Annotated in this window: 15 protein-coding genes and 2 tRNA genes; 11 read left to right on the forward strand and 6 right to left on the reverse strand. The window is 59.0% G+C overall.

What is annotated here, in order from left to right:
* The first annotated feature begins 270 nt into the window (after positions 1-270).
* From QEH57_RS17300 to clpB, 4 genes are all read left to right on the forward strand, one after another.
* Positions 271-2103 carry a hypothetical protein gene (locus QEH57_RS17300; protein WP_309008027.1) on the forward strand — a complete coding sequence of 611 codons (1833 nt, stop codon included), beginning with the start codon at positions 271-273 and terminating at the stop codon, positions 2101-2103.
* A gap of 302 nt (positions 2104-2405) precedes the next feature.
* Positions 2406-2729 carry a DUF4212 domain-containing protein gene (locus QEH57_RS17305; protein ID WP_309008028.1) on the forward strand — a complete coding sequence of 108 codons (324 nt, stop codon included), beginning with the start codon at positions 2406-2408 and terminating at the stop codon, positions 2727-2729.
* 11 nt (positions 2730-2740) lie between these two features.
* Positions 2741-4609, forward strand: a complete 1869-nt coding sequence (locus QEH57_RS17310) for a sodium:solute symporter family protein (RefSeq protein WP_309008029.1) — start codon at positions 2741-2743, stop codon at positions 4607-4609.
* A 218-nt stretch (positions 4610-4827) separates the two neighbouring features.
* Entirely contained in the window at positions 4828-7410 is a 2583-nt protein-coding gene (clpB, locus tag QEH57_RS17315) for an ATP-dependent chaperone ClpB (RefSeq protein ID WP_343224810.1), read from the forward strand.
* Positions 7411-7418: 8 nt separating this feature from the next.
* Here clpB and QEH57_RS17320 read toward each other — a convergent pair whose 3' ends face one another.
* The 6 genes from QEH57_RS17320 to QEH57_RS17345 all read right to left on the reverse strand — a co-directional run bounded on the left by QEH57_RS17320 (position 7419) and on the right by QEH57_RS17345 (position 14587).
* A complete protein-coding gene (locus tag QEH57_RS17320) occupies positions 7419-9152 on the reverse strand; it encodes an ATP-binding protein (protein WP_309008031.1) in 1734 nt (577 codons plus the stop codon).
* A gap of 3 nt (positions 9153-9155) precedes the next feature.
* Positions 9156-10019 (reverse strand): HDOD domain-containing protein, encoded by an 864-nt coding sequence (locus QEH57_RS17325; protein ID WP_309008032.1) that lies wholly within the window; start codon positions 10017-10019, stop codon positions 9156-9158.
* Between the two features lie 5 nt (positions 10020-10024).
* Positions 10025-10363 carry a hypothetical protein gene (locus QEH57_RS17330; protein WP_309008033.1) on the reverse strand — a complete coding sequence of 113 codons (339 nt, stop codon included), beginning with the start codon at positions 10361-10363 and terminating at the stop codon, positions 10025-10027.
* 61 nt (positions 10364-10424) lie between these two features.
* A complete protein-coding gene (ccsA, locus tag QEH57_RS17335) occupies positions 10425-12311 on the reverse strand; it encodes a cytochrome c biogenesis protein CcsA (protein ID WP_309008034.1) in 1887 nt (628 codons plus the stop codon).
* Positions 12308-13474, reverse strand: a complete 1167-nt coding sequence (locus QEH57_RS17340) for a cytochrome c biogenesis protein ResB (protein ID WP_309008035.1) — start codon at positions 13472-13474, stop codon at positions 12308-12310. The genes ccsA and QEH57_RS17340 overlap by 4 nt, the downstream gene beginning before the upstream one ends.
* Positions 13475-13498: 24 nt before the next feature.
* On the reverse strand, positions 13499-14587 hold the full coding sequence (locus QEH57_RS17345; RefSeq protein ID WP_309008036.1) for a hypothetical protein: 1089 nt from the start codon (positions 14585-14587) through the stop codon (positions 13499-13501).
* Positions 14588-14762: 175 nt separating this feature from the next.
* Between QEH57_RS17345 and QEH57_RS17350 the strand changes: the two genes are divergently transcribed.
* From QEH57_RS17350 to QEH57_RS17380, 7 genes are all read left to right on the forward strand, one after another.
* Positions 14763-15932: an ATP-binding protein gene (locus tag QEH57_RS17350; protein ID WP_309008037.1), complete on the forward strand. Its 1170-nt coding sequence runs from the start codon at positions 14763-14765 to the stop codon at positions 15930-15932.
* Positions 15933-16029: 97 nt separating this feature from the next.
* On the forward strand, positions 16030-17394 hold the full coding sequence (locus QEH57_RS17355) for a sigma-54 dependent transcriptional regulator (RefSeq protein WP_309008038.1): 1365 nt from the start codon (positions 16030-16032) through the stop codon (positions 17392-17394).
* A 208-nt stretch (positions 17395-17602) separates the two neighbouring features.
* A tRNA-Gly gene (locus QEH57_RS17360) sits at positions 17603-17678 on the forward strand.
* 36 nt (positions 17679-17714) lie between these two features.
* A tRNA-Gly gene (locus QEH57_RS17365) sits at positions 17715-17790 on the forward strand.
* Positions 17791-18138: 348 nt separating this feature from the next.
* Positions 18139-18825, forward strand: a complete 687-nt coding sequence (locus tag QEH57_RS17370; protein ID WP_343224808.1) for a UDP-N-acetylglucosamine diphosphorylase — start codon at positions 18139-18141, stop codon at positions 18823-18825.
* Positions 18826-18961: 136 nt separating this feature from the next.
* A complete protein-coding gene (trpS, locus tag QEH57_RS17375; protein ID WP_309008040.1) occupies positions 18962-19927 on the forward strand; it encodes a tryptophan--tRNA ligase in 966 nt (321 codons plus the stop codon).
* Between the two features lie 88 nt (positions 19928-20015).
* Positions 20016-21140, forward strand: a complete 1125-nt coding sequence (locus QEH57_RS17380; RefSeq protein WP_309008041.1) for a chemotaxis response regulator protein-glutamate methylesterase — start codon at positions 20016-20018, stop codon at positions 21138-21140.
* Positions 21141-21144 lie beyond the last annotated feature (4 nt).

Here is a 21144-nt window from a genome sequence, read left to right on the forward strand (position 1 = left end):
CACGGCTTGCGCCATACGCCCCTCAAGCGTACGTGTCTACCAATTCCACCACCTGAGCAAGATGATTGAGGTCGCAAAGAAATGGAGATCTAAGGGGCCTTGTAAAGCGCGAAAATGAACATTTCTCATATTTCTTCGTATTGGGTTGATTCTCCCGAAGCAACCTAGTTAAAACCTCTGCCAATATCCCCTTTTCGTCCTTCGTAAGCGACTTCTCTAGAACTACAAATAACAGGATGCCATTTCTGCGGCGCCTTTTCAAAATCTCAGATGCCTGACTCCACACCCAAGGATTCCAACGAGGAACCGAAGCAAGACTCGGTTGACCTTTCAGACCTACAAAGCTTCAGCTTCGGTACCCAGTGGACCGCAGCGAGCAAATCCTCTCCTGATTCGGGGAAGCCACGCTCTGGCAGGGGCGGACCTCGGAGCGGCGAGCGCTCCGGTCGCAGGCCCGGCTCGAGTGGCCCAGCCCGCAAGGACCGCCGTCCGCCGCGTTCGCCGCGCCCCGAAGGCGCCGGGGCAGAGCAGCCGCAGGGCGATCGCCAGCCGCGAGAACAAGGCGGCCGTCGCCCAAGAGGTCGCGCTCGTCATGACGCGCCGCGCCCTCCATTCCATCCTTACGAGAGCCCCGTATTCGACGTTTGCTTCTATCCGGAGGACAATTGCTTTTCGGCGATCATCAAGGCGATGCGCGGAAACCACATGACCTACGAGCTGTTTCAGGTGGCGAAGTTGTTCATGGAGAAGCCGGACCGCTTCATCGCCAGCATCACTCGCAAGGCTGCGGAAGGGCAGAAGCCGGAAAAGGTTTCCATTTGCGCCATCGACAACATGCCTTTCGCGAACGACGAAGAGGCAATTGCCCATGCTATGGCTCACCATGCGGGCGAGTTTTTCACTATCGAAGAAGTCGAGGTCGAGCCCCCGAGCGGAAACTTCCCCTTCGTGAACCGTTGCCCCTTTACCAAGGAGCTGCTGGGACCGCCTAACTACCACAAGTACGAGGCAGCCCTGCTGAACCACCACCGTACCCGTTTGCCAAACATGTCGTTCGAAAAGCTGCAAAGCTCGATCGAGACGGTGCGCGAAGAGGAAGTGGTCGCCCAATGGCTGGAAAGCCAAAAGAAGGCGACTCGCTACACGGCTAAGGAAGCGCCCGAGGGCGAGGAGCCTAAGGTCTGCAACTCCGTGGAGGAGGCGATGGCCTACTTGCGTACGTCTCTTAAGGGAAAGGTCGTGAAGCAGGTCAATTACGCTCGGGTTGCTGGCAACGTACTCGAGCAGTACAAGGACAGCGAAGCGTTCAAGGCGATGGACGGCGAGCGTCAGCGTCAGCAGCGATTCCCCTTGGACGCGGCCAACGCGATCCGTGGCCGCATGCGCCGCGAAAAGTTCAGCATCTATAAGAAGGGAGCGAAGGGGATCACCTACGTTTGCTCTACCAAGAGAAATTTCCGTTCGCCGGGACAAGTCATGTCGCCGGATTTGGATCGGATCATCCGCTTCCTCGAGGCGAACCAGTTGACCAAGGCCAAGGAAATGCCTGCCGCCTACCAGGAATGGCTCAAGTCGGAGGGGATCGAAGAGGTGATGGACGAGAAGAAGGTTGTGCGCGATTTGCATTGGCTCATCGCGGATGGCTACGTCAGTCACTTCGAGGACGACACGCTGTTCGCCCAACCAGTTCTGGAAACAGGTTCCGCTAAGCCGCAAGCCTCTGCGCCGAAGGCGAAGCCCGCCGAGGCCCCGCAGGCCGCAGCCGAGACGCCCAAAACGGAGGCTGTCGCGGAAAAGCCAGCTGAAGCGGAAGCTCCAAGCGAGACGGAAGCGTCGGCGACTGCAGTCGAGACGGGCACTAAGGATGAAGCCACAGCTGAGCCTGCGGCTGAAGCGGTGGCGAGCGAGGCGGAAGTGGCGGCAGCAGGAGCTCAAACTCCCGTTCCAGAAGCTCCGGAAGCGGCTGCCCCGGCAGCGGAAGAGCCGGAAGCATCGAAGGAAAGCGACGCGCCTGCCGCAGTGAAGCCAACCGCGGAAGCGGAACCGTCCGCCGAAACCGAACCGTCTGCCGAAACCGAAGAGGCGAAGGCGGAGGAGAAGTAAGGCTCCGGCCATTCGTAGTCCGCAGATAGATATTTCGAAAGGAGAGCCGTTCGGCTCTCCTTTTTTGTGTCCCGGTGGTCGGGAGACTTGCTATCTCGGGATGGTCGCTTGCGAGCGCCGGGCTTTGTCGGGATGTATCCAGAAAGGTGATTCGAGCGGGCTCCTTCGGCTGGGTTATTAGTTAGACTGAACTGTCTGATTAGAACTTGGGGACTTTTACCTTGCTGGGAATGGGAGGATCCGTTCAGTTAGCGGACACCTTTTCCCCTTTAAGATTTAGCCCCAATCCATCCAATACCTTTATGAGTGATCCATCTTCCGTCGGGTCCAGCGCGGGAAGTTCTGCGTCTGGAGAAAAGCAAGACTTGGAACGTCAAATCGTCTACCGGAAGGCGAGCCTGCGGGTGATATTCGTGCTCTTGCCGATATGGTTCTTCGTTAGCTACGGCTGTGGCATCCTCTTTCGCGACTGGCTGGACGCCAACGCTCCGCGCGTGGGGAACGCTCCCTTTGGATTTTGGATGGCCCAGCAGGGCGCGGTTATCTGTTTCGTGATCGTGCTGGTGGTTTATGCCGCGTGGATGAACCGGCTTGATCGCAAGCTCAACCAAGGCGAAGGAAACTAATATTATAAGCGATGTCCCAAGATTTGCTCAATTTCATATTCATCGGACTTAGTTTCGGTTTATACATTTTCATAGCGGTCGCCTCCCGCGCTTCTTCCACCAAGGAATACTATACGGCGGGGGGCGGCGTATCTCCTTTTGCGAACGGGATGGCAACTGCGGCGGATTGGATGTCGGCGGCGACCTTCATCTCGATGGCTGGTACGGTCGCTATTAGCGGTTACGATGCATCCCGCTTCTTGATGGGCTGGACCGGCGGTTTCGTATTGCTGACCGTGCTGATGGTGCCGTATCTACGGAAGTTTGGAAAGCCGACCGTTCCGGATTTCATTGGCGATCGCTACTATTCGAAGCTGGCTCGCGGCGTGGCTGTCGTCTGCGCGATCTTTATTTGCATGACTTATATCATGGGGCAGATGCGTGGCGTTGGCGTGGTCTTCTCCCAGTTGTTTGGGATTAAGATTCAGTCGGGAGTGCTGGTCGGCGCCAGTATTGTATTTTTCTACGCTGGTTTGGGGGGGATGAAAGGGATCACCTACACGCAGGTTGCCCAATACTGCGTGATGGCGTTTGCCTATACGATCCCGGCTATCTTTATAGCGATTGCCCTGACGAATAACTTTGTGCCTCAGCTCGGCTTGATCGGCGACTTTACCTTGGAGGGCGCGAAGATTCCGTTCTTAGAGAAGATAAATAATATAAACACCGAGCTCGGATTTAGCGAGTTTACGGCGGGCAAGATGGACAAGGTGAATATGTTTTGTATCACTGCGGCCTTGATGTGCGGCACCGCGGGCTTGCCTCACGTGATCGTGCGCTTCTTCACCGTTAAGAACGTCGCTTCGGTGCGCAAGTCCGCTTGCTGGACCTTGCTGTTCATCTCGGTCATTTACCTGACGGCGCCTGCCATTGGAGCGTTTTCCCGGGTGAACCTCATTTCGAAGCTGCACAATACCAGCTACCAGGAGGCGCCGAGCTGGTTTCAAGAGTTCGAGAGCACCGGCCAAATGGCTTGGGTCGACAAGAATGGTGATGGCATGATCCAGTACTTCGGTCCTGGAAAATCCGATACGGGATCGAACGATGTGTTCGTGGGCAAGGGGCCGATGTATCCTGCCGACGACGCGCCTGCCAGTCAGCTAAGGGGCGAGTATGGCGAACGACTTTTGGCCAACAAGGCGGACGTTACCAATCCGAACGAGCTGTGGTTTGGAAACGACATCATGGTGATGGCGAATCCGCAGATGGCTGGCTTGCCGAAGTGGGTGGTTGCTCTCTTGATGGCTGGTTGTATCGCGGCTGCCCTGTCTACGGCGGCGGGCTTGTTGCTGGTGCTTTCTACTTCGATTTCGCACGACCTGATGAAGAAGATCGTGAAGCCGTCGCTGAGCGACAAGGAGGAGGTCAACTACGCTCGTGCGGCCTCCTTCGTGGCCTTGGCGGTAGCGGCGTATTTCGGCATCAATCCGCCTTCCGCCTTCATCGCCAAGACGGTGGCCTTCGCCTTCGGTTTGGCGGCGTCCTCGTTTTTTCCGACCTTGCTGATGGGGATCTTCTCGAAGCGGGTGAACAAGCAGGGGGCGGTGTCCGGAATGCTTTGCGGCATCGTATTCACGATCAGCTACATTATCTACTTCCAGTTCCTGGGCGGAACGGCGAGCCAGTACCTCTTCGGAATCACGCCGGAAGGGATCGGTTTCGTGGGAATGCTGATCAACTTCGCGGTGACCTTCTTGGTCAGCGCCTTGACGCCTCCGCCGCCTGTGGAGATTCAGCGGATGGTCGCAGGCATCCACTTGCCGGGCTCCTCGGACTTGAGCATGGACGATTCGAGCGAATCGGAAGAGCGCGTTTCCGGCGTGGGTGGCGAGGGCATTTAGTGTGACAGCTAAGCGTCCCACCTGAATTTAAGAACGGTCAGTGTGTCGCACTGGCCGTTTTTTTGTGTCCGGATACAGGCGAAACTCAAAGCTCGCAAAATGTTGCAACTTCATAAATATTAGCAGCTTACGGTTTTTATACCCGATAGTCGCGCTGCCCCGTGACGCCGGGTACGGAATGTGCGAAGGAGAGAAGCGATGGAGGAATACACGAAATGATTGACCCGAACAGACTTACAGAGATGGCCCGCAACGCTTTGACTGCGGCCCAAGCCATTGCCCGGCGCAAGCAGAACAATGAAGTCGATACGCTTCACCTTTTGGCGGCATTGACGGAACAGGACAAGGGGATCGTGGAGGGCGTGCTGAAGAAGCTGGACTTGTCGTCCAACGCTCTCTCGCTGGCTCTGGACCGCGAGCTCGACCGCCTTCCAAAGGTGTCCGGCAGCGTGGACAGCTCCAAGATTTTCATAACGCAGGCGACCAACGAGGTGTACACCAAGGCCGAGGAGGAAGCAAAGTCGTTGAAGGATGAATTCATCAGCGTCGAGCACCTGCTCTTGGCCCTTGCGACGGTGCAAAAGCCGGTGGCCTTGGCGAACGTGCTCAAGAGCTTCGGGCTGGATCGGGCCAAGATCATGGGTGCCTTGAAGTCGGTGCGCGGCAACCAGCGCGTGACCTCGCAGAACCCAGAGGCGACCTATCAGGCCTTGGAAAAGTACGGCACGGATCTGGTGGAGCGTGCCCGGTCCGGAAAGATGGATCCCGTGATTGGGCGCGACGACGAGATCCGCCGCGTGATCCGGATCCTTTCCCGCAAAACCAAGAACAATCCGGTTTTGATCGGTGAGCCAGGGGTGGGCAAGACGGCCATCGCCGAAGGACTGGCCCAGCGCATCGTGCGGGGCGACGTGCCCGAAGGCCTGAAGGAAAAGACGGTTTTTTCGCTCGATATGGGAGCCCTTATCGCCGGGGCGAAGTTTCGCGGCGAGTTCGAGGAACGCTTGAAGGCGGTGCTGCAGGAAGTGAAGTCGAGCGACGGGCAGATCCTGTTGTTCATCGACGAGTTGCACACCATCGTGGGAGCGGGCAAGACCGACGGGGCGATGGATGCCGGAAACTTGCTCAAGCCCATGCTGGCCCGCGGCGAGTTGCACTGTATCGGCGCCACGACTTTGGACGAATACCGTCGCTACATCGAAAAGGACGCGGCCTTGGAACGCCGCTTCCAAAGCGTGCTGGTCGACCAGCCTAGCGTGGAAGATACGATATCCATTTTGCGCGGCTTGAAGGAGCGTTTCGAGGTGCACCACGGGGTGCGGATCCAGGACAACGCTTTGGTGACTGCGACGGTGCTTTCCAATCGCTACATCACGGACCGGTTCTTGCCCGACAAGGCGATCGACTTGGTAGACGAGGCCTGCGCGGCGATCCGTACCGAGATGGATAGCTTGCCGGAAGAGTTGGATACCTTGACGCGTCGCTTGATGCAGCTGGAGATCGAAGAGGCTGCCTTGATCCAAGAAACGGATACGGCGTCCAAGGAACGTCTCGCAGGGGTGCAGCGCGAAATCGCTGACTTGAAGGAAGAGGAAAAGGCGCAGCGCCAGATCTGGAATGCGGAGAAGGAAGTGATTTCCGAACTGCAGAAGCTGCGCGAAGAGATCGAGTCGACGAAAGCCGAGATCGAGCGGGCGGAGCGAGCCTACGACCTGAACAAGGCCGCGGAGCTCAAGCACGGACGCTTGCCGCAGCTGGAGGCCCGCTTGTCGGCGGCGGAAGCGAAGCACAGCGAACGCTCCTTGCTGAAGGAGGAGGTTTCGCAGGAAGAGATCGCGGATATCGTATCCAAATGGACGGGAGTTCCTGTCGCGAAGCTGATCGAAGGGGAACGCCAAAAGCTGCTCCACCTCGATGACGCATTGGAGAAGCGAGTGATCGGTCAGCCGGAAGCGATCCGCTACGTGACGGAAGCGATTTTGCGAGCTCGGGCCGGCATCAAGGATCCGAAGCGGCCGATCGGCAGCTTCATGTTCCTCGGTCCCACCGGGGTAGGCAAGACCGAGCTGGTGAAGACGCTTGCCAGCACGTTGTTCGACAGCGAAGACGCGATTATCCGAATCGACATGAGCGAATACATGGAGCGTCACGCGGTGGCGCGCCTGATCGGCGCCCCTCCGGGGTACGTCGGCTACGAGGAAGGTGGCCAGCTCACCGAGGCCGTCCGCCGCAAGCCGTATTCGGTCATCCTCTTCGACGAGGTGGAAAAGGCGCATCCGGATGTATTCAACATCATGCTACAGATCTTGGACGACGGACGAGTAACCGATTCCCAAGGTCGCCTGGTGGACTTCAAGAATACGATCGTGATCATGACTTCCAATCTCGGCAGCCAATTCCTGCTCGAGCAAGGGGGTGGCGAAATCTCGGATTCGACCAAGGAGTCGGTGATGACGGAGCTGCGCCGGAACTTCCGTCCGGAGTTCCTCAATCGTATCGACGAGACGGTTATTTTCAGGCCGCTCGACTTGGAGGACATCGAAAAGATCGTGGTGCTCTTGCTGGCCGACTTGAACCGTACTTTGGAAGAGCGCCGCATTACGGTGGAGCTCGACGAGGAGGCGTTGAAGTGGGTCGCCTTGAAAGGCTTCGATCCGGTTTACGGGGCTCGGCCCTTGAGGCGCTTCATCCAGCGCTCGATCCAGACGGACCTTGCCAAGGCGATTATCAGCGGCGAGATCGGCGACGGAGACACGGCCCGTTTCACGGTGTCCGACGAGGCTCTGGTATTGAAAATCTAAGCGCCTTTCTAGTGGGCGAGGCCTCCACCAGGCTTCGCCCATTTTCTTAGGGTTGCGGCGAGCGGCTTGATCTCGAGCGGTTTGGAAAGGTAGTCATCCATTCCCGCTTCGAGGCAGCGTTCTCGCGCTCCTTTGAAGGACATGGCGGTGAGGGCGATGATGGGGGTATGGCCGCCGCTCGCCTTCTCGCTTTGGCGGATTCCGCGGGTTGTCTCGAAGCCGTCCATTTCGGGCATCTGGCAATCCATGAGGATGAGGTCGTACTTGTTCTTGGAGAACAGATCGAGGGCTTCGAGCCCGTTGGAGGCGGTGTCGGCCGAGAGGCCGATGCGCTTGAGCATGCCGAGGATGAGCTTCTGGTTTCCGATGTTGTCTTCGGCGACGAGCACTTTGTGGTGGGAGAGCGTTTCGGAAGGCTCCAAGTGCAGCATATTGTCGAAGTATTGCTCTTCCTGCTGGACGCTCGGTTCGAGGTAGGCGGTGAAGGTGAAGGTAGAGCCGGCGCCCGCTTCGCTTTGGATCGTTATATCGCCGCCCATCATTTCGGCGAGGCGTTTGGAGATTACGAGGCCTAGGCCGGTTCCGCCGTGTTTCCTGCGGGTGGACGAATCGGCTTGGGTGAAGGGTTGGAAGAGTCGTTTCTGTACGGCTTCGGAGATTCCGATGCCTGTATCTATGACGCTGATACGTACGATGGAGTGGCTGCCTGTGGTTTCGTCCGCTCGAGCCCTGAGCCGGACTTCGCCTTCGTTGGTGAATTTGATGGCGTTGCTGACGAGGTTGAGGATGACTTGGCGGACTTTGCCTGGGTCTCCGATCACGAACTCCGGCAGCGCGTCCGAGTATTCGAGCTTGAGGGCGAGTCCTTTTCCGGCGGCGATGGGCGAGGTGATGTTGAGCACCTCCTGGAGCAGTTGCTTTAGGCTGAAACTAACCAGCTCCAGCTCTTCGCGACCGGCTTCGATCTTGGAGAAGTCGAGGATGTCGTTGATTATTGTGAGGAGGGCGTCCCCGGAGGTGCGGATGGTTTCGACGAAGTCGCGCTGTTCTTCGTCGACGTTCGTTTCCAGCAAGAGCGAGGCGAACCCGATGACTCCATTCATCGGAGTTCGGAGCTCGTGGCTCATCATGGCGAGGAATTCGCTCTTCGCGAGGTTCGCCTTTTCCGCTTCCTCCTTGGCCTTGAGGAAGGCTGCGGTGCGCTTGTTGACAGTTTCTTCGAGGCTGCGGTTTTGAGCCTGTAGTTCGCTTCTCAATACGAGCGCGTCCAAGGTGGTCGCGGTCAGGGTGAGAGTGAGAGAAATTTGATTGAGGACGATGTTGTGCTGTCCGCTGGGGTCTACTTCGTCGAAGAGTCCGATAAACATGCCAAGGGTGCGCTCCCGCGTGGAAAGGGCATGCAGGATGAGTTTTTTTCCTGACTTGTCGTCCGCCCAAAAGAGCGGCTTTTGCTGTCTCAGGGCCCAGGCGAAGGCGCCTTGGCGGATGGCGCTGCGGACTACGGACTGGAAGGACGCGTACTCGGTGGTGGGGCGGGTCTTGTGAAGTTCGAATCCGCCGGTTTTTTCGTCGACGAGGTAGAATCCGAGCGTAGCGAACTCTTGGATACTATCGAGCTCGTTTTCGGTGATTTGGATAACTTCGCGCACGTTGGAGGCTTCCCGTAGCTTGCGCTGGAAGAAGTCGAGGGTTTCGAAGCGGCTTTGAATCTGCTCGTGCTTATCTTGAGGTCTGTTATCCATGGGCTACTTCTGTCCCGGGTCCGGAGCTAGGAAAACGTGGCAAACGCTGTCGACTTGGCGGAGCAGCTCCTCGATGACGTGCGAGAGCTTGGATTCGTCGAAGTTTCCGAAACCCCATGCCGCTTCGGAGAACTCGGGCACGAAGCGGTCGCCGGAGTCTCCTAGGTTGAGGGCGGATACGATGAAGTTGGCAATGTGCACGAAACTCACGCCGCGCACATGGGTGCGGGCGAGGACGGGCTTGTTGTGGTGGCGGACGAGGGTGCTGATGTTTTCGGGAAATCGCCAGTGCTGCAGGGCGGCGGCTCCGACTTCCGATTCGTCGAAGCCGAGCAGGGATTGGGCAGCGGTTTGGTAGTGCGTATCCTTTTTGCGGGTACGCTTGTAGATGCTTTTTGCTTCTTCGGGGAAAAGCTGCGCGATGAGGGGGCGGCCGATCTTGTGCAGGTAGCCGGCAAGGAAGTGGCGCTCCGTATTGGCGTCGCGGCTTTCGAGGGCGATGAGGCGAGCGCAGAGTCCTACCGCTATGCTGTGCCGCCAAAACCTTTCCGTGGGTACGGGGAACTCGGGTGTGAGCTTGAGGCGAGCTGGCAGGGAGAGGGCGATGCTGATGTTGCGGGTATTGCGAAGTCCGATCACGCTCAGGGCGTCGGGGATGTTGGCGATGGCGACGGGGTAGTTGTAGAAGCAGGAGTTTGCCAAGGCTAGGAAGCGAGCGGCGAGTTCCGCATCGGACTCGACGATGCGGGCGATGTCTTCGAACGACGATTCGGGGCTGTCTACGGCGTCCTCGATAGCGAGGGCGATGGGAGGAAGGGGCGGGAACTTGTCTGCGTCTTCGAGTACGGGATTGAGGAGGGAGTTCACGGCGACTAGATGGGGTGGTCCGACGATTTCGCGGCTTCGAGGACTGCGATTTCCCTGATGGCTACGACGACTGGGTGGGAGGACTTGACGAGCTTGAAGCGTTTTTGGACTTCCAGCTCCGCGTCGTGTTTGGCGGTGTTGGAAAAGAGTTCGATGGCTACGCTCTGCTGGGAGTCGGGCTGGCCTTTGATGGGGACGGTTTCCACGCCCCACATCATGAGGATTTCGATCTTCTTTTCCGTTAGTTTCGTCCCGCCGGGGAAGAGCAGCCTGGCGTCCAAATTGTAGACGTCGTCTGCGAGTACGGCGCCAGGCTTTACTTCGTGGGGCGAACGGTTTGGCATGGGGGAAGCGTTGTTTTTTGGATACTTAGCTTATTCTAAGGCGCTTCTTTGGCAACCGCCCTTATCCGTTGACTGGGCTTTTCCAGCGGTTTTGCGGGATGTAGGCGAGCAGGATGAAGACGAGCTGCAGTATCCAGAATCCAGCGAGGTACTGGAATGCTGAATTCATGAATCCGTAGGAGTGCAGTCCGATCCCTAGCATGTTTGTCCCCATCCAGGACCAGCTGGTAACGACGTTGCCGAAGATGGCCATGGCCATGATGCCACGGGTTTTGGCGAAGCCTCCCCAGCGGGCGTGCAGAATGATGACGTTCCAGAGCACCAGAAGGATGGCTCCGTTTTCCTTGGGGTCCCAGCCCCAGAAGCGTCCCCAGGACTGGTCGGCCCAGATGCCGCCCGTTACGGTGCCGAAGAAGCTGAACAAGGTGGAGAAGCAGACGATGCCGAAGACGACCGAGGAGAGCATCTTGGCGATCTGCTTGGTGATGAGGTTGGTGGTGAGGCCGGCGATGACGTAGAAGATCGCCACGAATCCGGCGAAGAAGGTGGATGCGTAGCCGAAGGTGACGGTGAGCACGTGTACCGTGAGCCAGAAGTTGGAGTCGAGCACGGCCTTCATTTGCTCGAGGGTGTCCTTGCCGTCGATGAGGTGGTGGGCGACGATGAGGCTGCCGATGCCGATGACCGAGGCCACGAAGCTGCCGATGCCGTTCTTGAAGAGCTTTTCGATGATAAGGGCGAGCAAGGTGGCGCCCCAGCCGACGTAGATGGCGGAGGAGTAGAGGTTGATGACGGGGGCGTAGTCGATGATGTAGACGCGGAATCCCATGCCGATGGTATGGAAGGCGAATACGGCGACGGTGGTCCAGTAGGCGGCTCGGTTGAGACCTTGGGAGGCAAGTGGCCAGGAGAAAACGGCCAAGAGCAGAACGATCACGTATCCAACGATGGATACATAGAAGGGGCTTAGGTAGTTGAAGAGCCGCTCCGCCTTGGCCTTGCTCGCTGCCTCGGAGTCGATGCTCTCGATGGCGGATAGGAGCTGGGGCACGGCCTGGTTGAAGGTGGCGGCGTCGCCTTGACGATAGGAGTCGACGAGGGTCGCGTAGAGCTGGGTGATTTCGCTGGGTTTGCCGTCGCGCGTGATTTCATCGAGGGCGACGCTCATCTTCTTCCAAGTCTGCTCGCCTTCCACGGGAGGCATGGGATGGGTGAAGAAGAGGGCTTCGGACTCGAAAGTGCGGTAGACCTGCATGAAGCCGAGCATGGGGCTCAGCTTGGAGGAATCGAACTCTTCGCCGCGTTGCTGCTTTTCGGTTTCTTCGATCGCGGCAGGGATGATTGTCTGCAGGGCGGTGAGCTCGTCGACGAAGCTCGGCGATTCTCCGTGGTGGACGGTGCGGGTCAGGTTGTAGAAGCGGATGACGTTGTTGGCCAAGTTGACGACCGCGTTTTGGTAGCGGTTGCGCAGCTGGCCTTCAATTTCGGATGCTTCGATGGCGTCTTGGCGAATCTTATCGTAGGCGGTGCGGATCTCGTTGAGCGAATAGTAGTGGTGGCTGCTGCCTGACCCGAGAATCATTCTCTTGATCATGTTTCCGCTCTGGTCCGGCTCCTTGTAGGGAAGGATGGCCCGCAGGCCGTCGTCGTGGATTCTGAATACCGGGCGATCGACCGCGAGCTGGGGCTGGAAGAGTACTTCCGCGAGCCATTCGATGGGCTTGTGGCGGCTTCCGTCCTGGTAGGTGGCGGTGCTTTTTCCGTTGATGGCGAGCAAGGTGTTTCTCGCCACTGAATCCAGTGGTTGGATACGTCCGTTCAGGACGACTGGCACTTTGCCGAGGGAATCGTAGTCGAGGGGGGACTTGGGAGTCTGCCGCTTGTAGTTCGAGTAGATCGTGCCGAAGAAGAGGCACAGGGCGATTATGGTGAAAAGGCTGCGTTTCATGCGGCGACTTTCTTTCTTTTCTTGGAGAAGCGTTGCAGGCTGAGTCCGAATTGGACGACTAAGCCCAGTGTCATTATGGTACAGGATATGTAGGGAAGGCTGCGGCCGGGATTGCGGACGACTTGCAGGATGGTGGTCTTGTCGTCGTTCATGAATCCTTGCTGGTAGAAGGTTAGGTCGTCGTAGCGCAGCGGGTTGTTCATGTAGATGAGGAAGTCCTGCTCGAGGCCGGTGGTCTTGTCGTGTACCGTTACGTCGCTAGAGAAGTTCTTCGGAATATTGGTGCCGAGGTAGCGGTCGTGGCTGAAGTCCTTGAGAGTGATGGCGTAGTTGATCATCTCCCGCTCGCGCCGCATCAGGATCGTGTATTCGCGGTCTTGGTACGTCACGGTTTGGTTCGGGATGAACTCGCGGACGAGCCAGGTGCCGAGCACCTCGGGGTCCTCTTGGCCGTTGCTCTTCGAAAAGAGGGTGATGATGGCTGCGGGAACGTTGCGGTCGTTCATCTTGCCTGTCTCGGGGACTTGGATGGCGTAGGCTTGGAGGCCGATGCCGCGGTTGGCGAGCCGCGCGAAGTCGGGAGTCGATTCGTTGCGGCGCTGGACGACGGAGTTGGGCATGAACTCGTCGACGCTGATGTTAAAGGGAAGCTCGTCGATGGCGATCTGCTGCTTGCGTTCCAGCATGGCTTGCGGGATGGCGTAGACGCGGTCCTTGTCGGGATAGGTGGTGTCGATGATCGCGAGCTCGGAGTCGCGGAAGCTTTCGGTGAAGTCCACGGTTTGCCCTTCGTCGATGGTGAGGCTGGCTTCTTCCTGGAAGACGCTGGAGATGAATTCGCCGAGCAGCAGGAGAACGAAACCGAGGTGTACCATCCAGATCCCGATCTTCTGGGTACTGAGGCGGAAGCGGTAGATCATGGCGGCGGTCATGTTGACGAGCAAGGCGAAGCCGATGAGGTAGCCGCCGGGCATGTAGGGCACGTTGATATCGATCGCCGGGATGTATTGCGTGACGAATACAGTATAAAAATACTTTTCGGTGGCTCCGTGGATGCCAAGGTTCGCTTGGTCGATCGTTCCGAAGAGGATGAGGACCATGGCGAGCACGAATGCTCCGATGGTCAGCTCGAGCGATGCGAGTAGTTTGAGAAGTGGCTTCATGTCGTTGAAACGCAGCTGCGTCCTTTAGTGGTTATGCCCTGCGTGGCTGAAGTGGACGCTTTGGAGGAGGGATTTGAATTCATCGCGTTGCAAATCTACCAGAACGGCGTCGCCCTTGAGCTTGAAGAACCAGGATTTGCCTCCCTTTTCCATGATGGCGACGCGTATCCATTCGTCAGATACCGAATTTTCGCTGTTGGAGTCGGGCTTGAGTTCGAAAACCTTGAATTCCAGTCCGGCTGGGTTCTTGAGCGTTTGGACGGCGGCCTGGACTTGGGCGGGGCTCCAGGGGGCGAGTCCGATTTGGCCGCGCCAGCGATTGACGTTGGCTACCAAGCCTCCGGTGTCGCCGGGGAAGGAGGTGATGGCGAAGTCTGCGGGTGGGTAGCCTTCCTTGACGATGGTGTAGCTGGCGATGCGGATAGAGTTTCCGGGCGATTCGACCCAACCGGCGGGGGCGGTGAAGGCGAGATCGCCGAGGTGTTCGCCGTGATTGTGGCCTGGGATGCTGTTGGCGGACGCGGCGTCCTCGCCGAAGCGCAATCCGCGTAGGAAGGCGCTGAAAGCGGGGATCTGGCTTTGCACGGTGCTGTAGGGGCCGGACATCTTGAAGAACCAGCTTTGGCCTTGGTAGGGGACGACGGCGGCGTAGACGCGGTTGGAGGATTGCGCTTTGGCGCTGGCCTTGAGGTCCAGCACGAAGGCGGTGGCCTTGTCGGCTAGGTCGACTTCGACGGTGATTTTTGCGAGTTCCTCCTCGGTGATTTCGGGAAGGGAGGCTTGGCGGAGCCAACGGTTCGCGTTGGCGAGCAGCCCGCCGGTGTCGCCGGGAAAGGCGGTGACGGTGATCTCGGCGGAGCCGGCTGGGTCGGTGTAAAGGTAGTTGCCTTTGCGGAACTGGGTGGGCGGCAGCTCTTTCCAATGGGCGGCGGGAGTCCACGCGATGGGATCCGTTTGGGGCTGGGAGGGAGTCGACTGCGCAAGCGGCAGCTGGGACGCGCTGGAGCCTTTCTCGACGTCGTAAATCTTCACTTCGGGTTTACGGCAGCCGGTAGGCAAGGTGAGCGACGCGCTTAAGACGCCGATCCAGATTAGGCACTGATAGGATCTCATATGAATCGCGAGTGAGATAAGGGACTGAATTTACATAAATCAAGCAGGACCGGACTTTGTCGGCGGGACTCTTGAAATCTAATAGTAGCTATTAGTTAAGGGTGGCCAAACGCGTCGAAAGGTTGCCAAGCGGGAATGGAACGGTCTAAACACCTTCGCAGCAGCGTTTTCTATTATGGCAAAGAAAGAATCCTCCCTCGACCGCGTACTGGGGCGCATCGAAAGTCTCGATACGACCAACCTCACGAACTTGGCCCAAAAACTGGCCCGCGAGCGCGCTTACCTGGAAACGGTATTCAACACGGCCCTGGAGGGGATCCTGGTGGTGGACGAGGAAGGCGAGGTGCAGTACGCGAACGAGTCCGGGCAGCGCATGATCGGCTTGAGCGACAGCGAGCTGGGCACGACCTTGCTCTGGCGCCTCATTCCCGGGCTGCGCGACTCTTTGGGACTGGAGGAGGGGGAACCGTTGCGGGACTCCATCAGCTCGCGGGAGTTGGAGCTGACCTATCCGGAGCGGCGCTTCGTGCGTATCTATTTCCTGCCTTTCAAGGAACCGGTGGGCGACGACGAGAAGCAGTTCGTGGTGATGTTGTCGGATGTTACCAGCGAGAAGATATCCAAGGACGAGACCATCGAGTCCGAGAAAATCGCGTCGATCCTGCTTTTGGCGGCAGGGGTGGCCCACGAGCTGGGCAACCCGCTGAATTCCTTGACCATTCACCTGCAGTTGATGGAGCGGCAGCTCAAGAAGTTGGAAGATCGCCCGGGCACGGACAAGCTGAGCCGCTCCCTGAACGTCTGTCGCGGCGAGGTCGAGCGCTTGGACGGGATCATCAAGAACTTCCTGGAGGCGATCCGTCCGCAGGACCCGGATTTCCAGGTCCTGGACCTCAGCTTGGTCCTGGAGGAGGTGCTCGAGGTGGTCGGGTCGGAGCTGAACGATCGCGGCATCACCGTAGAAGTGGAAGTGGTGTCCGAGGCTCCGATCGTGCGGGCGGACCGCAACCAGATGAAGCAGGTTTTCTTCAATCTAATAAAGAACGCCATGGAGGCCATGGGGCCGGGTGGAACGCTCAAGATCGTCTCCCGTTCGGACGAGGAGCGGATCTACCTGCGATTCGGGGATTCGGGGGAGGGCATTCGCCAGTCCGACCTTTCGCGGGTCTTCCAACCTTACCACACTACCAAGAAGTCCGGATCCGGGCTGGGCTTGATGATCGTGCAGCGCATCGTGCGCGGGCACGGCGGACAAGTCGGTATCGACAGCCAGGAAGGGGTCGGAACCGTAGTGACTATCGAGCTGCCGAAGCGGAATCGCAAGCTGGTGATGCTGGAAGCTTAAGTCCTTGCCCGGAGCGGCGCTCGAAAAGCGCGTTCGAGGTCCTTTGAGACAAACTTGCACACTTGACCTGCGGGGCTTCTAGCCTAGGTTAGTGGGAATGGTGCCAACTATTCTCATTGTGGACGACGAGCGTCACACCCGCGAGGGCTTGATGCAAGTGCTGGAGGACTCCTACGACGTTTACCTCGCCGAAAACGCCGACGAGGCCTTTAATTTGATGGAATCGGAATCCTTCGATCTGGTGCTCACGGACCTGCGCATGCCGGGCAAGTCGGGCATGAAGGTGATCGACAAGGCTCTAGGCCTAGCGAACCGGCCGCCGGTCATCATGATGACAGCTTACGGAGACGTGGATTCGGCGGTGGAGGCCATGAAGCGCGGGGCCTACGACTTCCTTACCAAGCCGGTCAACTTGGAGAAGCTGGAGATTCTGATCAAGCGGGCCCTCAAGTCCAAGAGCTTGGAGACGGAGGTCGCCCAGCTGCACGAGCGCCTGGATGTGAAGTTCAATTTCGAGGGAATTGTGGGCAACTCCTCGGAGCTGATGAAGGTGATCGACCGGGTCAAGCTGGTGGCTCCTTCCCGTGCCAGTGTCTTAATAGAAGGCGAGACCGGCACCGGCAAGGAGCTGATTGCCCAGGCCATCCACCAGAATTCGAATCGCTCCAAGGGGCCCTTCGTGGCGGTACACTGCGCGGCCTTGCCGGCAGCCTTGCTGGAGAGCGAACTGTTCGGCCACGAGCGAGGTGCCTTTACGGGGGCGACGGAGCGTCGCATCGGCCGCTTCGAGATGGCGGAAGGCGGGACCCTGTTCCTTGACGAAATCGGCGAGATCGACCTTTCGACCCAAGTGAAGCTGCTGCGTTTCTTGGAGCAACGGACCTTCGAGCGCTTGGGCAGCAGCAAGTCGATCAAGGTGGACACCCGTCTCGTAGCCGCCACCAACAAGGACCTTTTGGCCATGGTGGGGAAGGGCGACTTTCGCGAGGACCTCTACTATCGCTTGAACGTGGTGCAGATCCGCATGCCGTCGCTGGCCGACCGGGCGGAAGACCTGCCGTTGCTCTTGAACCATTTTCTCAAGGAGTTTGCGAAGGAGAACGAGATGGAGCCGCCCACGTTCGAGCCCGGGGCCATCCAGGCCCTGCGGCGCTACAGCTGGCCGGGCAACATTCGCGAGCTGCGCAACTTCGCCGAAAACGCGGTGGTGCTTCATCGCGGCGGAGTGATCCACGACTACGACCTGGAGTCGAAGTTTCGCGGCGAAGGGCCTTCGGTGGACGGCTCGGGCAAGATCGTCTCGCCTCTGGACAAGGAGGAAAACGAGAAGCGGCTGCTGCGGGAAGCCTTGGCCGACGCGCGAGGAAACCGGACGCGGGCAGCGGCCTTGCTGGGGATCTCGAGGCGTACCTTGCACCGCAAGCTGCAGCAATGGCCCGAGCTCGACGTGGTGGACCGCTAGCGGTGGGCGAGGGCGTTGCCTGTATCCGAAATGTTGGGACTTGCTGGGGAAGGGCCTCGCTTGGAGCGGGGCTTGGAGCGGCTTGGGCGAGCGCGGAGCGCGGTTTTCGGAGCGTCGATTTTGGGCTTTTCGAGGGAGGTGAAATTTTTGCGGATTTTTTGTTGACTTGAGGTCTTCGAAATGGATTCTGACGCACCTCTTTAATGAGGCGGGCGTAGCTCAGTTGGTAGAGCACTACCTTGCCAAGGTAGCTGTCGAGAGTTCGAATCTCTTCGCCCGCTCCACTTTCCTTTCGGGAAGGTGCGAAAACCTCATTTAAAGCGGGCGTAGCTCAGTTGGTAGAGCACTACCTTGCCAAGGTAGCTGTCGAGAGTTCGAATCTCTTCGCCCGCTCCATTTTTTTATAAGCCTCTCCGGGATCGGGGAGGCTTTTTTGCGTTCGGGCAACGGGCAGGCGGGCCGCTAGGAACGCAATGCATAAGCGGTTCACAAGGAGTGTAGCGGGCAAGCCCTCCGCAATGGTTCGCGCCCGCCCTCCGGCGTCAGGGGCGGGGCGTGCGCAAAATTTCTATAACGTTATGGAAAACTTGCGCAGGCGGGCCTTCGCGGAGGGTGGCGTGGGGCGGGGGCGTCACGGCGGCGGGGGCCGTTGCGGTGGGTGTAGTTGCGGTGTGGGTAACGCGCGGGGCGGGGGCGTTTCTTTTTGCGTCTAAGGGCTTGAGGGTTGGCGGGGGAGCGGCTCCAATGCGCGGCGTGAAAGCCAGCGACCTTTTCAGTTTTCCCGAGAGCATTCCCTTTGCGGATTTTTTCGATCCTAACGCGCTGCCGTGGCAGTGGATCCAGCAGATCAAGCCGGCCTTGGCGGCGGGTTTCGAGCAGCGGCTACCTGTCGAGATTCCAGCGGGCGTTTCCATCAAGGGAGCGGTTTACATCCACGAGTCCGTGGAGCTGCCGGCGTTTTGCTCGATCGAAGGGCCGACTTGGATCGGCGCCCACGTGCAGATCCGCCCTGGCGCCTACATTCGCGGCAACGTGATCATCGGCGCCGGCTCGGTGGTCGGAAATTCCTGCGAGTACAAGAACTGCCTCCTGCTGGAGGGCGTGCAGACGCCGCATTTTTCCTACATCGGAGATTCGGTGCTGGGAAACCGCTCCCACCTGGGGGCCGGCGTGATCCTCTCGAACCTGCGTTTGGACCAGAAGCCGGTTAAGGTGAAGACGCCGGAGGGGATCGTGGATACGGGTATGCGCAAGTTCGGGGCCTTGCTGGGCGACGAGGCGGAAGTGGGCTGCAACGCCGTGCTCAACCCGGGCTCGATTTTGGGGAAGCGTTCCTTGGTCGGGCCCTTGACGCCTTTCTTGGGAACCTTGGGCGAGGGGCGCATGCTCTTGAGCAAGCCGAGCAGTCGCGAGGTCGGCCGTCCGGACTGATCCCTTTCGCTTTGAGGGCTGGCGAACTGCGGCGATCGGCCGGCTTTGGCAGGGCCGGTCCCAGCTTCGTTATGTTTCGCTTGAACCCGTCGCCGCTGGCCGCAAACTCCGGCAGCTTTCCCACCGAACTTTAGACATGAGAATTCTTTCAGGCATCCAGCCTTCGGGCATCCTTCACGCTGGCAACTACTTTGGCATGATGAAGCCATCGATCGACCTGCAGGAGCAGGGCGAGGCATTCTACTTCATCGCCGACTACCATTCCATGACTTCGCTGACCGACGCGAAGCTACGTCGGGAGTACACCCAGCGGGTAGCGATCGACTTTTTGGCCTGCGGCTTGGATCCGAAGAAAGCGGTGCTCTTCAAGCAGTCGGACGTGCCCGAGCACGTGGAGCTCTCGTGGATGCTCTCCACGGTTTGTCCGATGGGCTTGCTGGAGCGTTGCCACAGCTACAAGGACAAGATCGCCAAGGGCATCACGCCCAACCACGGGCTCTTCGCCTACCCGGTGCTTATGGCGGCGGATATTTTGATCTACGATGCGGACGTGGTTCCGGTCGGGCAGGACCAGAAGCAGCACGTGGAGGTTACGCGGGACTTGGCCAACAAGTTCAACGACCTCTACGGAGAAACTTTTGTCGTACCCGAACCGCGGATACGCGGCGACGTCGCCAAGGTGCCCGGCATCGACGGCGGCAAGATGTCCAAGAGCTACAACAATACCATCGACATCTTCGGCGAGGAGAAGGCCATCAAGAAGCGGATCATGAGCATCGTGATGGACAGCCGCGGCATGGAGGAGCCCAAGCCCGACGCGGAGGAGAACAACGCGATCCAGATCCTCAAGTTCGTGACGGACGAGGCGACCTACAACGAGACGGTGGAACTGCTCAAGGCCGGCGGCTACGGCTACGGCCACGTGAAGAAGAAGCTTTTCGAGTGCTATTGGGATCACTTCGCGGCTGCCCGCCAGCGCCGCGAGGAGCTGCTCGCCAACCTCGACTACGTGGACCAGGTGCTGCGCGAAGGCGCGGAGAAGGCTCGCGGAATCGCTTCCGTGGTGAACAAGCGGGCCCGCGTGGCCTGCGGCCTCGAGTAGCGGAATTCCCTGCAAAGGGCTGCCGAGCCGCTGCTTAGGCTTGTATTTTGCAGCGCTTGAATTCTCCTTGGCCTTTCCTCCCTTTCTTATGCCGGACCCAAACAAGATCAGCGTCATGATAGTCGACGATTCGTCGACAGCGCGGCGGATACTCACGGACATCGTCAATCGCGGGCAAAACATGGAAGTCATCGCCGCGGTCGCGGATCCTTACGAGGCGGTGGCCCAGCTCAAGAGGCAGACGCCGGACGTGATGATCCTCGACGTGCAGATGCCGCGCATGGATGGGATCACCTTCCTGAAGAAGCTCATGGTGCAGCATCCGTTGCCGGTGATCATGTGTTCCAGCCTGACGGAAGAAGGCTCGAAGACCTCCTTCGAATGCCTGGAAAACGGAGCCGTGGAAATCATCGCCAAGCCGCGGGCGGCGACCAAGGAGGTCATGCACGAGCTCGAGCTGCGCATCCATGACGTCATCCGCTCGGCAGCGGTGGCGCGTTTCCGCTCCCGCTCGGGCGGTCTGGTCTCCAGCCGGACCGAGCAAAAGACTCCTCCGCCAGCTTTCACTCCTCGGGCCAAGCTTTCGCCGGACGAGGTCATTCCGCAGCCGCGGATGGATGCCTATCGCAATATCCCAGTCACGGCCCAGAAGGTCATCGCGGTGGGCGCTTCGACGGGCGGGACGGATGCGATCAAGGTTTTCCTCGAAAAGATGCCGCCCAATTGCCCGGGCATCGTCATCGTCCAGCACATGCCGGAAGGCTTTACGGCATCCTTCGCCAATCGCCTGAACGCCACCTGCAACGTGCGCGTGAAGGAGGCCCGCAACGGGGACCTGGTGGAGCCGGGGCTGGCGCTGGTGGCCCCCGGTTCGCATCACATGACCCTGCGACGCGCCGGCAACCGCTACACGGTGGAGGTCAAGGACGGGCCGCTGGTGAGCCGGCATCGCCCCTCGGTGGACGTGCTTTTTCGCTCCGTTGCCTTGAACGCGGGGCGCAACGCGGTGGGCGTGATCCTGACCGGCATGGGCGACGACGGAGCGCTTTGCATGAAGGAGTTGCGCGATTCCGGCGCCTATAATTTCGCTCAGGACCGCGATTCCTGCGTGGTCTTCGGCATGCCGAACGAGGCCATCAAGCACGGCGGCGTGCACGAAACGCTGCCGCTGGAAAAGATCGGCCCCCGAGCTCTCGCCAAGACCTTGGCCTAGGGGC

It is taken from the genome of Pelagicoccus sp. SDUM812005 (assembly GCF_031127875.1).
Lineage (GTDB): Bacteria > Verrucomicrobiota > Verrucomicrobiia > Opitutales > Opitutaceae > Pelagicoccus.

What these genes read in the sequence shown, in the direction of transcription:
- QEH57_RS17300 (WP_309008027.1), top strand. Translation starts at nt 271, where the DNA reads ATGCCTGACTCCACACCCAAGGATTCCAACGAGGAACCGAAGCAAGAC.
- QEH57_RS17305 (WP_309008028.1), top strand. Translation starts at nt 2,406, where the DNA reads ATGAGTGATCCATCTTCCGTCGGGTCCAGCGCGGGAAGTTCTGCGTCT.
- QEH57_RS17310 (WP_309008029.1), top strand. Translation starts at nt 2,741, where the DNA reads ATGTCCCAAGATTTGCTCAATTTCATATTCATCGGACTTAGTTTCGGT.
- QEH57_RS17320 (WP_309008031.1), bottom strand. Translation starts at nt 9,152, where the DNA reads ATGGATAACAGACCTCAAGATAAGCACGAGCAGATTCAAAGCCGCTTC.
- QEH57_RS17330 (WP_309008033.1), bottom strand. Translation starts at nt 10,363, where the DNA reads ATGCCAAACCGTTCGCCCCACGAAGTAAAGCCTGGCGCCGTACTCGCA.
- ccsA (WP_309008034.1), bottom strand. Translation starts at nt 12,311, where the DNA reads ATGAAACGCAGCCTTTTCACCATAATCGCCCTGTGCCTCTTCTTCGGC.
- QEH57_RS17340 (WP_309008035.1), bottom strand. Translation starts at nt 13,474, where the DNA reads ATGAAGCCACTTCTCAAACTACTCGCATCGCTCGAGCTGACCATCGGA.
- QEH57_RS17345 (WP_309008036.1), bottom strand. Translation starts at nt 14,587, where the DNA reads ATGAGATCCTATCAGTGCCTAATCTGGATCGGCGTCTTAAGCGCGTCG.
- QEH57_RS17350 (WP_309008037.1), top strand. Translation starts at nt 14,763, where the DNA reads ATGGCAAAGAAAGAATCCTCCCTCGACCGCGTACTGGGGCGCATCGAA.
- QEH57_RS17355 (WP_309008038.1), top strand. Translation starts at nt 16,030, where the DNA reads ATGGTGCCAACTATTCTCATTGTGGACGACGAGCGTCACACCCGCGAG.
- QEH57_RS17370 (WP_343224808.1), top strand. Translation starts at nt 18,139, where the DNA reads ATGCGCGGCGTGAAAGCCAGCGACCTTTTCAGTTTTCCCGAGAGCATT.
- trpS (WP_309008040.1), top strand. Translation starts at nt 18,962, where the DNA reads ATGAGAATTCTTTCAGGCATCCAGCCTTCGGGCATCCTTCACGCTGGC.
- QEH57_RS17380 (WP_309008041.1), top strand. Translation starts at nt 20,016, where the DNA reads ATGCCGGACCCAAACAAGATCAGCGTCATGATAGTCGACGATTCGTCG.